The organism is Variovorax sp. P4_B10 (assembly GCF_056402375.1).
This window is the reverse complement of sequence record NZ_JBFUHN010000040.1, coordinates 49,887-61,721: the sequence shown is the minus strand read 5'-3', so window position 1 is coordinate 61,721 and position 11,835 is coordinate 49,887. Positions and strand designations below refer to the sequence as shown.

Below are 11,835 nucleotides of genomic sequence, written 5' to 3'. Positions count from 1 at the left end.
CCAATGAGAACGATAGCCATTGGATATAGGCATTTCACCCGGAGATAATTGCGCGAGCGAGCCTTTAAATTTAACTGAAATCCGAATACTAGTTCCGATTTTTTTCAGGAACTTTACCTGCCGGCAGGGTTCTGAATAAACAAAAGATTTACCGGGTTCAATCTTTGCTTTATGCTGATTGAGCAGATTGTGTAAGGGAGTTTTTCCACGGCATGCAGCCATGGGCGAGYACATCTTTTTGAAATGTCGCGACGCATTGCCTTTGCTGCACGCCCCCGGGGCCAAAAGCCCCGCTGACCTGATGGAGGCGTGACCATGGACGTGATCAGCAACTTTGCCGCCCGCTACGAGCGCACCCGCGAGGAGGTTCTCTCCTTGCAGGAATACCTCGATATCTGCAAGCGCGATCCCACGGCGTACGCCACCGCCTCCGAGCGAATGCTCAAGGCCATTGGCGAACCCCAACTGGTCGATACGCGCAACGACCCCCGGCTTTCGCGCATCTTCGCCAACAAGGTCATCAAGATCTATCCGGCGTTCAAGGAGTTCTACGGCATGGAGGACGCCATCGAGCAGGTGGTGTCTTATTTCCGCCATGCCGCGCAGGGACTCGAAGAAAAGAAGCAAATCCTTTACCTGCTGGGTCCGGTCGGCGGTGGCAAGAGTTCGATCGCAGAGCGCCTGAAGCAGCTCATGGAGCATGTGCCCTTCTACGCGATCCACGGTTCGCCGGTGAACGAATCGCCCCTGGGGCTCTTCGACACGCTCGAAGACGGCGAGATACTTGAAAAGGAATACGGCATTCCCCGCCGTTACCTGAATCGGATTCTCTCTCCCTGGGCCGTCAAGCGGCTCGAGGAATACGGCGGCGACATTCGCCAGTTCAAGGTGGTCAAGCGCTTCCCCTCGGTGCTGCGGCAGATCGCGGTCGCCAAGACCGAGCCGGGCGACGAGAACAACCAGGACATCTCCTCGCTGGTCGGCAAGGTCGACATCCGCAAGCTCGAAACCTACGCCCAGGACGACCCGGACGCCTACGCCTACTCCGGTGGCCTGTGCCTGGCCAACCAGGGCCTGCTCGAATTCGTGGAAATGTTCAAGGCGCCCATCAAGGTGCTGCACCCGCTGCTGACCGCCACGCAGGAAAGCAACTTCAAGGGCACCGAGGGCTTCGGCGCCATTCCGTTCGACGGCATCGTGCTCGCCCACAGCAACGAAAGCGAGTGGAAGGCCTTCCGCAACAACAAGAACAACGAGGCTTTCCTCGACCGGATCTACATCGTCAAGGTGCCGTACTGCCTGCGCGCCTCGGAAGAAATCAAGATCTACGAGAAGCTGGTGCGCAACTCCTCGCTGGCCCAGGCACCCTGCGCCCCCGGAACCCTGCGCATGATGGCCCAGCTCTCGGTGCTCACGCGCCTGAAGGAGCCCGAGAACTCGAGCACCTTCAGCAAGATGCAGGTGTACGACGGCGAGAACCTCAAGGACACCGACCCCAAGGCCAAGTCGATCCAGGAGTACCGCGACTACGCGGGCGTCGACGAGGGCATGAGCGGCGTCTCGACGCGCTTCGCCTTCAAGATCATCTCGAAGGTGTTCAACTTCGACAGCTCCGAGGTCGCCGCCAACCCGGTGCACCTGATGTACGTGCTCGAGCAGCAGATCGAGCGCGAGCAGTTCCCGCCCGAGGTCGAGCAGAAGTACATCAGCTACATCAAGGAGTTGCTGGCGCCGCGCTACGCCGAGTTCATCGGCAAGGAAATCCAGACCGCCTACCTCGAGAGCTACAGCGAGTACGGCCAGAACATCTTCGACCGCTACGTCACCTACGCCGACTACTGGATCCAGGACCAGGAGTTCCGCGACGTGGACACCGGCGAAGTGTTCGACCGCGCCTCGCTGAACGCCGAACTCGAAAAGATCGAGCGGCCCGCGGGCATCGGCAACCCGAAGGACTTCCGCAACGAGATCGTCAACTTCGTGCTGCGCGCACGGGCCGGCAACGCAGGGCGCAACCCGGCGTGGACCAGCTACGAAAAGCTGCGCGCGGTGATCGAGAAGAAGATGTTCTCCAACACCGAAGAGCTTCTGCCGGTGATCAGCTTCAACACGAAGAGCAGCGCCGACGAGCAGAAGAAGCACGAGGACTTCGTGACCCGCATGGTCGAGAAGGGCTATACGGCCAAGCAGGTTCGCCTGCTCTGCGAGTGGTACCTGCGCGTGCGCAAGAGTTCATAACGACGACGCCTCAATCGTCCTCTTTTTGCAAGGAGCTTAGACACCATCGTGGCCATCCTGCAGCAGATCATCGACCGCCGGCTATCGGGCAAGAACAAGTCCATTGGCAACCGTGAGCGCTTTCTCCGGCGCTACAAGGGACAGATCCAGGAGGCGGTGCGGCGCGCCGTCAGCGGCCGCAACATCCGCGAACTGGAGCAAGGCGAAGACGTGACCCTGCCGCGCCACGATGTGTCCGAACCGGTGTTCGGGCATGCGCGTGGGGGCGACCGCGAGTACGTGCATCCGGGCAACCAGGAGTACCTGAAGGGCGACCGCATCGCGCGCCCCGAAGGCCAGGCGGGCGGCGGCACCGGGAGCGGCGAGGCCGGTGACGGTGGCGAGGGGGAGGACGACTTCGTCTTCCGCCTCACCCGCGAGGAGTTCATGCGCGTCTTCTTCGACGACCTCGCGCTGCCGCACCTGATCCGCACCCAGATCGCCGACGTGCCCGAGTGGAAGAGCCACCGCGCCGGCTTCACGAGCGACGGTTCGCCCAACAACCTGCATGTGGTGCGCTCGATGCGCGGCGCCCTCGCCCGCCGCATCGCGCTGGGCGGCGAGCCGCGCAAGGAACTGAAGCGCCTCGAAGCCCATCTGGAGCATCTGAAGCAGCACCCCCAGGCTGCGCAGGCCTTGATCCAGAGCGAAATCAAGGAAACCGAAGAGCGCATTGCCGAGTTGCGCCGCACCATGCGGCATGTGCCTTACATCGATCCCATCGACCTGCGCTACCGCAACCGCGTGAAGACGCCGGTGCCGAGCGCCAAGGCCGTGATGTTCTGCCTGATGGACGTCTCGGGCTCGATGGACGAGGCGCGCAAGGACATGGCCAAGCGCTTCTTCATGCTGCTCTACATGTTCCTCACGCGGCACTACGAAACCATCGATCTGGTGTTCCTGCGCCACCACACGCAGGCGCAGGAAGTGACCGAGGAAGAGTTCTTCCACGCCACCGAAACCGGCGGCACCGTGGTGTCGAGCGCGCTGGTGCTGATGGACGAGATCATCAAGGCGCGCTACCCCAGCGGCGCATGGAACGTCTACGGCGCACAGGCCAGCGACGGCGACAACTGGCACCAGGACAGCGGCCGCTGCCGCGAGTTGCTGGTCGACAGCATTTTGCCGGTGGTGCGCTACTACGCCTATGTGCAGGTGGCCGAGACCGAGCAGAACCTGTGGCAGGAGTACGCGCAGCTCGAAGGCACGCAACCCAACTTCGCGATGCGCAAGGTGTCGGACGCCCAAGACATCTACCCTGTGTTCCGCGACCTGTTCAAGAAGGAAGGGGTCACCTCATGAACGCCGACCGTCCTCCGTCCGACCTGGTGCTGGAGCGCCTGCCCAGTCCTTCCGACTGGACCTTCGAGCTGATCGAGACCTACCACACCGAAATCGCCAAGACAGCCAAGGGTTTCGGGCTCGACGTGTACCCGAACCAGCTCGAGGTGATCACTGCCGAGCAGATGATGGATGCCTACGCCAGCGTGGGCATGCCGATGATCTACCGCCACTGGTCGTACGGCAAGCAGTTCATCGCCACCGAGAAGAACTACCGCCGCGGCCACATGGGGCTGGCCTACGAGATCGTCATCAACTCCGATCCCTGCATTGCCTACCTGATGGAAGAGAACACCATGGCCATGCAGGCCCTGGTGATCGCGCACGCGGCCTACGGCCACAACAGCTTCTTCAAGGGCAACTACCTGTTCCGGATGTGGACCGATGCGTCGTCCATCATCGACTACCTCGTCTACGCGCGACACTACATCGCCGAGTGCGAGGAGCGGCAGGGCCTCGATGCGGTCGAGGAACTGCTCGACTCCTGCCACGCGTTGATGAACTACGGCGTCGACCGCTATCGCCGCCCGCAGAAGCGCTCGCTGGCGCAGGAAAGCGTGCAGCGCGCCGACCGCGAGCGCCACATGCAGCAGCAGGTGAACGATCTCTGGCGCACGCTGCCGCGGCGCGCCGAACAGGCCGCCGAGTCCGACGCCACGCGGCGCTTCCCGTCGGAGCCGCAGGAGAACCTGCTCTATTTCATCGAGAAGAACGCCGCGCTGCTTGAACCCTGGCAGCGCGAGGTGGTGCGCATCGTGCGCAAGATCGCGCAGTACTTCTATCCGCAGCGCCAGACGCAGGTGATGAACGAAGGCTGGGCCACGTTCTGGCACTACACCCTGCTCAACACCATGTACGAGCGCGGCCAGCTGGCCGACGGCTTCATGATGGAATGGCTCAGTTCGCACACGGGCGTGATCTTCCAGCCGCCGGTGGGCCACCGTGCCTACAGCGGCATCAACCCCTATGCGCTGGGCTTCAAGATGTTCACCGATCTGCGGCGCATCTGCGAGAAGCCCACCGAGGAAGACCGCCGCTGGTTCCCCGACTTCGCCGGCACCGACTGGGTCAAGACGCTCGACTACGCGATGCGCAACTTCAAGGACGAGAGCTTCGTCGGCCAGTTCCTGAGCCCGAAGACGATGCGCGACTTCAGGCTGTTCTCGATCCGCGACTACCAGAGCGAATCCGAGCTCGAGGTGTCCGCCATCCATGACGACAGCGGCTACCAGTCGCTGCGCGAATCGCTGTCACGCCAGTACGACATCAGCAGCCGCGAGCCCGACATCCAGGTGTGGAGCGTCGCCACCCGCGGCGACCGCTCGCTGACGCTGCGGCACACGCAGCGCAACAACCTGCCGCTGCACGACGGTGCGGAAGAAGTGTTGAAGCACGTCGCCCGGCTCTGGGGCTTCGACGTGCATCTGGAGAGCATCGACAGTGCGGGCCGTATCAGCCGCAGTTGGAAGGCGACCGCTCCTAAACAGCAGTACTAGCGGAACACCGCGGAACCGGCTTCGCCGGGCCGCAGGTGTTGCCCCCGGGGGGCGAGCCTAAGGAACCAGCGCCGCAATCGCCAGCGTGTAGCCCTTCACCCCCAGCCCCACGATGATCCCGCGCGCCGCAGGCGAGATGTACGAGTGGTGGCGAAACTCTTCCCGCGTATGCACGTTCGAGATGTGCAGCTCGATCACCGGCACGCTCGCGCCCTTGATCGCATCGTGCAGCGCAATCGACGTGTGGGTGTAGGCGCCGGGGTTCATCACCACGCCCAGCATGTTGCCGGCGGCCACTTCGCGGCCCGCTTCCTGGATCCAGTCGATCAGCACGCCTTCGTGGTTCGACTGGCGGCATTCGATCTCGACGCCGAGCTTCGCGCCCGCGTCCTTGCACAGGCGCTCGACATCGGCCAGCGTGTCGCGTCCGTATTGCTCGGGCTCGCGCGTGCCGAGCAGGTTGAGGTTGGGGCCGTTGAGGACGAATATTTTCTTCATGCTTTTTCCCCGGAACACGGGTTGTAGATCATCTTCTTGACTCAATTGGCCAGCAGCGCGCGATGCAGATGGGGGTCGTCGACCACCGCCATGTTCTCCACGCGCAGGCTGACCTCGACCGTCTGCAGATGCCGTTGCAGCAACTGCAGCGCCTTGGGCGTCGCGCCGGATTCGAGCAGGTCGACAAACTGCGCGTGCTCGTCCTGCAGGCACTCGACGTGCTCGTCGTAGTCGTGGCGGTAGAGCAGCAGGATCAGCGCGATGCGCGCGATCAGCTGTTCGAGCGTACGGGTCAGCAGTGCATTGCCGGCGAGCTGCGCCACCAGCACATGAAAGCCAGCACCGAGCTTGCGCACCTCTTCAGCGTCATGGGCCGCACGGGCCGCGCGCTCCAGCTTGATGTGCGCACGCAAGATGGCTACGTCCTTCTTCGTGAGTTTCTGCGCCAGCGTCTGCGTGGCATGCCGCTCGATCGCCCAGCGCAGGTCGAAGGTGTCGCGCGCCTCTTCGGGCGTGGGCTTCGCGACCGAGGCGATCTTGCCTGGCGTGAGGTCCACCAGCCCCTCGCGGGCCAGCGTCTGCAGCGCCTGCCGTATCACCGTGCGGCTCACGCCGTAGAGCTTGCCGAGCCCGACCTCGCGCAACTGTACGCCTGGCAGCAATCGGTGCGCCGCGACGGCGTTGCGGATGCTCTGAACGATTTCTTCGGTCTTGCTGGACATGATCGTCGATTGTAAATACACTAAATCGGTATACTGATTCAGAGAACCGATTCAGCAACCACCTCCAGGAGACAGCCCATGACATCGCGTTTTTCCGTCCGCGCCCTGCTCGCCGGTGCGCTCACCGCCTGCGCGGGCCTGCCCGCCGCTGCGGCCGATCCCCTCGAGATCGGCTTCGTCTACCAGAGCCCGGTGTCGGACGTCGGTTGGGTCGCCGTGCACGAAGCGGCGCGCAAGCAGCTGGAGAAGGAATTCGGCAGCCGCATCAAGACCCGGGTGGTGCAGGACGTGAAAGTCGGCCCCGACGGCGCGCGCGTGATGCGCGAGCTGGCAGGCGGCGGGGCCGGCCTGCTCGTGCTCGGCAGCTTCGGATACATGAACGACGGCCTCAAGCTCGCCGCGGACAACCCGACGACCCACTTCATCCACGCGAGCGGCTTCAAGCAGGCGGCCAATTTCGGCACCTACAACGCACGCTGGTACGAGGGCGCCTATGTCGCAGGCATGGTGGCCGGCAAAGTCACGAAAAGCAACAAGCTCGGCTATGTCGGCGCGATCGCGATTCCCGACGTGATCTCGACCATCAACGCCTTCGCACTCGGCGTGAAGCGCACCAATCCGGCGGCGACGGTGTCGGTGGTGTGGGTCAATGACTGGTTCAACCCGGGCAGCGAACGCGACGCGGCCAATTCGCTGATCCAGCAAGGTGCCGACGTGATCGGCTCCGGCTTCCAGGACAACCCGGCCATCGTGCAGGCGGCCGACGCCAAGGGCGTCTGGTCCGTGGGCATGTTCTCCGACCTGCGCAAGGCGGCGCCGCAGAAGCTGCTGACCTCGATCACGCACGACTGGACACCGCACTTCCGCCAGGTGGTCGCCGACACGCTGGCCTGCAGATTCAAGGGTGCGGCCTACATGGGCACGCTGCAGAACGGCGGCGTGAACCTGCTGGACTGGAACGCGGCCGTGCCGCCCGACGTGGTGAAGATGGCCAAGGCCGCGCAGGCCGACATCGCAGCGGGTAAGCTGCTGCCTTTTGCCGGCCCGCTGAAGGACAACACGGGCAAGCTGCGCGCGGCACAGGGCGCCGCAGTGTCCGATGCGGACATCGCCGGCATGAACTGGTTCGTCGAAGGCATCCAGGGCGCGATGCCGCGCTGAGTTCACCATGCACACTCCAGAAGAAGCACGCGGCGCTTTCGCCGCCGACGGCTGGTATCCGGTCGAGCTCTCGCAGCATGTGCGCGAGGGCCAGGTGGTGCAGTCAGTGCTGCACGGCCAGGAACTGGCGATGTGGCGACCACTCGCCGGCCGCGTGCAGGCATGGGAAAACCGCTGCCCGCACCGCAGCGTTCGCCTCACGCTCGGCTACGTCGAGGGCGACCAGCTGGTCTGCCGTTACCACGGCTGGCGCTACGGCAGCGACGGGCGATGCACCGGCGTGCCCTCCACGCCCGCGCTCGCGCCACCGCCTGCCGCCTGCGTGCGCACCTACATGTGCCGCGAGTCGGACGGCGTCGTGTGGGCCAGCCTGGCACTCGCGCCGCGCGGCTATCCGCCGCGGCTGCCCGAACTCGCCGCTTGCCGCAGCTTCACGCTCGACATCGCGGCCGACGCGTTGGCCGATGCGATCAAGGCCGCAGGCTGCGTGTCCGGCGGACACCCGGCCGTCTGGCAAGAGCCGGGCGACGTTCCCGACGCCGCGACGCTGCTGCTGCAGCCGGTGGACGCAACCACCACTTGCGCGCACGTCTTCGTCGCCGCTCCCACGTCTGCTGCGCGCCGACTGGCCACGGCCCGGCGCATGAAGGCACTGTTCGCCAAGGAGTTTTCGCATGCTTGAAGACACGGACAACGGCGTCACCGATCGCCCGATCGATCCAGCACTCGCGAACGACTGGTTCGCGATCGGCCAGAGCGGCGATGCCGCACCCGGCCAGACATTGCGCCGCCGCCTGATGCAGCGCGAAATCGAAGTCCGGCGCGATGCGTCGGGAACGCTCCGCGCACGCGTCGCAGGGGGCAGCGAAGCGCCTTGCGCTGCACGCGACCACTGCGGCTTCATCCTCGCCTGCCTGGGCGATGTACCCAAGCCGCTGTTCGCACTGCCCGAGTTCGAGGCACCCAGCCGGCGCTTCGTCTACATGGGCGCCATCGGTGTCCACACTGGCGGGCTGCGCGTGGTCGAGAACTTCCTGGACATGGCGCACTTTCCCTTCGTGCATTCGCACATCCTCGGCACCGAAGAGGCCACCGAGGTACGCGAATACGAGGTCGAGCTCGACGCGCACCAGGAACTCTGGGCGCGCGGCTGCAAGTTCGTGCAGCCGATGGCCTCGGCTGCCTCCGAAGGCGAAGCGGATATCGACTACGTGTACCGCGTCGTCAACCCCTTCTCGCCGCTGCTCTACAAGGCTCCGGCCGGCCACGCCGGCGAGGCCGACATCATCTTCTTGTTCGTGCAGCCGACCGAGGAGGACGACTGCATCGTGCACTTCGCGATCTCGCTCATCGACGACAGCCACAGCGCCGGCGAGATCATCGCGTTCCAGCAGACCATCCTGGGCCAGGACAAGCCGATCCTCGAGAGCCATGTCTACAAACGCCTGCCATTGGACGCGCGCATCGAGGTGCCGTCGCGCGCCGACGCGGGCTCGAGCGCCTACCGCCGCTGGCTCCGCCAGATCGGCCTGCGCTGGGGCGTGGAGCCGATGGCGGCAGCTGCCCCGGCGCAGCTCTCGGTAGAGGTCACCGACAAGCGCCGCGTGGCCGACGGCGTGACAGCCTTCACGCTGCGCTCACCGGCCGGCGGCCCGCTGCCGCCGATGTCGCCCGGTGCGCACCTGGACGTGCATCTGCCCGGCGGGCTGATCCGCCAGTACTCGCTGTGCAACGGCCCGGCAGACGACGGCGCCTACACGATCGCGGTCAAGCGCGAAGAGGCCTCGCGTGGCGGGTCGGCCGCAATGCACGATGCGGTTCGCCCGGGGGACCTGCTGCGCGTCAGCCTGCCGAAGAACAACTTCGCGCTCGACAGGTCGGCGACGCGCAGCCTGCTCATCGCGGGCGGTATCGGCATCACGCCACTGCTTTCGATGGCCCGGCATCTTGCGGCCCGCGGTGGAGATGTCCACCTGCACTACTTCTGCCGTTCGGCGGCGCACGCGGCCTTCCGGGCGGAGCTCGACGACGAACTCGCTGGCCGCTGGACCCTGCACGCCGGGCTTTCGCCCGAGGCCACGCGCGAAACCATCGAAGCGCTGCTCGACCGAAGCGATGCCGGCACGCACAGCTATACCTGCGGCCCCTTGCCGCTGATGCAGCTGGTTGAAGCCACGGGCGCGGCCGCCGGCTGGCCGCGCGAATGCATGCACTTCGAGTACTTCAGGCTGGCAGGTCCGATCGAGGCCGGTGGCATGCCCTTCGAACTGACCCTGGCGCGCAGCGGCCGCACGGTGCAGGTGCCGGCCGACCGCAGCATCGTCGAGGTGCTGCGGTCGATCGACGTGGCGATCGACACCAACTGCGAACAGGGCGTGTGCGGCACCTGTCTGTGCTCCGTGGTCGACGGCACGCCCGAGCATCGCGACCAGTACCTGAGCGCGGGCGAGAAGGCCGGCAACATGCAGATGTTGCCCTGCGTCTCGCGCTCGCGTTCGAAGACGCTGGTGCTCGACCTTTGAACGCGACGACATGATCAAGCTGTACAACGACGAACTCTCGGGCAACTGCTACAAGCTGCGCCTCTTCATGGGCCTGATCGGGCTGCCGTACACGCGTGTGCCGGTCAATTTCCATCCGGGCCGCGAGCACAAGGGCGACGCCTTCCTGCGCATCAACCCCTTGGGCCAGCTCCCCGCAATCGACGACGAGGGCTATGTGCTGCGCGACGCACAGGCCATCCTGGTCTACCTCGCGAGCCAGTACGACGGCAGCGGGCGCTGGTTGCCGACCGATCCCAAGGCACGCGGACGGGTGGCGCTCTGGCTCGCGGTGGCCGAGGACATCACGCGCACAGCCTCGGCCGCACGGCTGCACGACGCGTTCGGCTACCCCTTCGACGTGGTCGCTTGCCGCAACGCCGCGCACAAGCTGTTCGCGCATATCGAGGACCACCTGGCCGATGGCGAGATCGAAGACCACGCGTGGTTGACCGGAAATGCGCCCACGATTGCCGACATCGCCTGCTTTCCGTACATTGCCCTCGCCCCCGAAGGCGGCATCGCGCTCGGCCGGTATCCTGCACTCCGGCGCTGGATCGCCCGCGTCAAGGCGCTGCCGCACTTCATCGGCATGCCGGGCATCTTCGCCGCGGGCATCGACCCGGAACCGTTTTAAGCTCGGGGGGCGYGGAACTGCCGCCGCCCCCCTCTTCCAAGGACCCCCCATGAAAACCAAAGCCGCCGTCGCCTGGAAATCCGGAGCCCCTCTGACCATCGAAACCGTGGACCTCGAAGGCCCGAAGTTCGGCGAGGTGCTGGTCGAGATCAAGGCCACCGGCATCTGCCACACCGACTACTACACGCTCTCGGGCGCCGACCCCGAAGGCATCTTCCCCGCGATCCTCGGCCATGAAGGCGCGGGCATCGTGGTCGATGTCGGCCCTGGCGTCACCACGCTCAAGAAGGGCGACCACGTCATTCCGCTCTACACCCCCGAGTGCCGCCAGTGCAAGTTCTGCCTCTCGCGCAAGACCAACCTGTGCCAGTTGATCCGCGGCACGCAGGGCAAGGGCCAGATGCCGGACGGCACTTCGCGCTTCAGCCTCGACGGCAAGCCCATCGCGCACTACATGGGCACGTCGACCTTCAGCAACTACACGGTCGCGCCCGAGATCTCGCTCGCCAAGATCCGCGAAGACGCCCCCTTCGACAAGGTCTGCTACATCGGCTGCGGCGTCACCACCGGCATCGGCGCGGTGATCTTCACGGCCAAGGTGGAAGCCGGCGCCAACGTGGTGGTGTTCGGCCTGGGCGGCATCGGGCTGAACGTGATCCAGGGCGCGAAGATGGTGGGCGCCGACAAGATCATCGGCGTCGACCTGAACCCCGAGCGCGAGGCCATGGCCCGCAAGTTCGGCATGACGCACTTCATCAACCCCAAGGACACAGAGAACGTCGTCGATGCCATCGTGCAACTGACCGACGGCGGCGCCGACTACAGCTTCGAGTGCATCGGCAACACGAAGGTGATGCGCCAGGCGCTCGAATGCACGCACAAGGGCTGGGGCCGCAGCATCATCATCGGCGTGGCCGAGGCCGGTGCCGAGATCAGCACGCGGCCGTTCCAGCTGGTCACCGGCCGCAAGTGGGAAGGCTCGGCCTTCGGCGGCGCGCGCGGGCGCACCGACGTGCCGAAGATCGTCGACTGGTACATGGAAGGCAAGATCAACATCGACGACCTGATCACGCACACCATGCCGCTGGAAGACATCAACAAGGGATTCGACCTCATGAAGCGCGGCGAATCCATCCGCGGCGTGGTTCTTTACTAAGACCCCG

At 65.0% G+C, this 11,835-nt stretch carries 11 protein-coding genes; 8 read left to right on the top strand and 3 right to left on the bottom strand.

Annotated elements, in window-relative coordinates; genetic code table 11:
• Nucleotides 1-222 (bottom strand): hypothetical protein (locus tag AC1DXX_RS19335; protein WP_478135823.1); only part of this gene is annotated, 222 nt, incomplete at its 3' end.
• Nucleotides 223-315: 93 nt separating this feature from the next.
• Here AC1DXX_RS19335 and AC1DXX_RS19330 point away from each other — a divergent pair.
• Genes AC1DXX_RS19330 through AC1DXX_RS19320 form a run of 3 tightly spaced genes read left to right on the top strand, consistent with a single transcriptional unit; the run spans nt 316 to nt 5,114 of the window.
• Complete coding sequence (locus tag AC1DXX_RS19330; protein ID WP_478135822.1) at nt 316-2,238, top strand: PrkA family serine protein kinase; 1,923 nt, start codon at nt 316-318, stop codon at nt 2,236-2,238.
• A gap of 48 nt (nt 2,239-2,286) precedes the next feature.
• Nucleotides 2,287-3,579: a YeaH/YhbH family protein gene (locus tag AC1DXX_RS19325; protein ID WP_478135821.1), complete on the top strand. Its 1,293-nt coding sequence runs from the start codon at nt 2,287-2,289 to the stop codon at nt 3,577-3,579.
• The gene (locus AC1DXX_RS19320) at nt 3,576-5,114 is read left to right on the top strand and encodes a SpoVR family protein (RefSeq protein ID WP_478135820.1); all 1,539 of its coding nucleotides are present in this window, start codon (nt 3,576-3,578) and stop codon (nt 5,112-5,114) included. The genes AC1DXX_RS19325 and AC1DXX_RS19320 overlap by 4 nt, the downstream gene beginning before the upstream one ends.
• 57 nt (nt 5,115-5,171) lie before the next feature.
• Here the strand turns inward: AC1DXX_RS19320 and aroQ are convergent, their stop codons facing one another.
• Both aroQ and AC1DXX_RS19310 read right to left on the bottom strand, forming a co-directional pair.
• Nucleotides 5,172-5,612, bottom strand: coding sequence for a type II 3-dehydroquinate dehydratase (gene aroQ, locus AC1DXX_RS19315; protein WP_478135819.1), 441 nt, complete (start codon nt 5,610-5,612; stop codon nt 5,172-5,174).
• A gap of 41 nt (nt 5,613-5,653) precedes the next feature.
• On the bottom strand, nt 5,654-6,334 hold the full coding sequence (locus tag AC1DXX_RS19310; protein WP_478135818.1) for a GntR family transcriptional regulator: 681 nt from the start codon (nt 6,332-6,334) through the stop codon (nt 5,654-5,656).
• 78 nt (nt 6,335-6,412) lie between these two features.
• Here AC1DXX_RS19310 and AC1DXX_RS19305 point away from each other — a divergent pair, with 78 nt between their 5' ends.
• From AC1DXX_RS19305 to AC1DXX_RS19285, 5 genes are read left to right on the top strand one after another with little or no spacing between them, the layout of a single operon-like run.
• Nucleotides 6,413-7,495, top strand: a complete 1,083-nt coding sequence (locus AC1DXX_RS19305) for a BMP family ABC transporter substrate-binding protein (protein ID WP_478135817.1) — start codon at nt 6,413-6,415, stop codon at nt 7,493-7,495.
• Nucleotides 7,496-7,502: 7 nt separating this feature from the next.
• Entirely contained in the window at nt 7,503-8,177 is a 675-nt protein-coding gene (locus AC1DXX_RS19300; protein WP_478135816.1) for a Rieske 2Fe-2S domain-containing protein, read from the top strand.
• Nucleotides 8,170-10,017: a 2Fe-2S iron-sulfur cluster-binding protein gene (locus tag AC1DXX_RS19295; protein ID WP_478135815.1), complete on the top strand. Its 1,848-nt coding sequence runs from the start codon at nt 8,170-8,172 to the stop codon at nt 10,015-10,017. Before AC1DXX_RS19300 ends, AC1DXX_RS19295 begins: the two co-directional genes overlap by 8 nt.
• 10 nt (nt 10,018-10,027) lie before the next feature.
• Nucleotides 10,028-10,672 (top strand): glutathione S-transferase family protein, encoded by a 645-nt coding sequence (locus AC1DXX_RS19290; protein ID WP_478135814.1) that lies wholly within the window; start codon nt 10,028-10,030, stop codon nt 10,670-10,672.
• A 49-nt stretch (nt 10,673-10,721) separates the two neighbouring features.
• Nucleotides 10,722-11,828 (top strand): S-(hydroxymethyl)glutathione dehydrogenase/class III alcohol dehydrogenase, encoded by a 1,107-nt coding sequence (locus tag AC1DXX_RS19285; protein ID WP_435468340.1) that lies wholly within the window; start codon nt 10,722-10,724, stop codon nt 11,826-11,828.
• The last annotated feature ends 7 nt before the right edge of the window (nt 11,829-11,835 follow it).

Coding starts and splice junctions, on each gene's coding strand:
- AC1DXX_RS19295 (WP_478135815.1), top strand. CDS start 8,170: ATGCTTGAAGACACGGACAACGGCGTCACCGATCGCCCGATCGATCCA.
- AC1DXX_RS19285 (WP_435468340.1), top strand. CDS start 10,722: ATGAAAACCAAAGCCGCCGTCGCCTGGAAATCCGGAGCCCCTCTGACC.
- AC1DXX_RS19330 (WP_478135822.1), top strand. CDS start 316: ATGGACGTGATCAGCAACTTTGCCGCCCGCTACGAGCGCACCCGCGAG.
- AC1DXX_RS19290 (WP_478135814.1), top strand. CDS start 10,028: ATGATCAAGCTGTACAACGACGAACTCTCGGGCAACTGCTACAAGCTG.
- AC1DXX_RS19305 (WP_478135817.1), top strand. CDS start 6,413: ATGACATCGCGTTTTTCCGTCCGCGCCCTGCTCGCCGGTGCGCTCACC.
- aroQ (WP_478135819.1), bottom strand. CDS start 5,612: ATGAAGAAAATATTCGTCCTCAACGGCCCCAACCTCAACCTGCTCGGC.
- AC1DXX_RS19320 (WP_478135820.1), top strand. CDS start 3,576: ATGAACGCCGACCGTCCTCCGTCCGACCTGGTGCTGGAGCGCCTGCCC.
- AC1DXX_RS19300 (WP_478135816.1), top strand. CDS start 7,503: ATGCACACTCCAGAAGAAGCACGCGGCGCTTTCGCCGCCGACGGCTGG.
- AC1DXX_RS19310 (WP_478135818.1), bottom strand. CDS start 6,334: ATGTCCAGCAAGACCGAAGAAATCGTTCAGAGCATCCGCAACGCCGTC.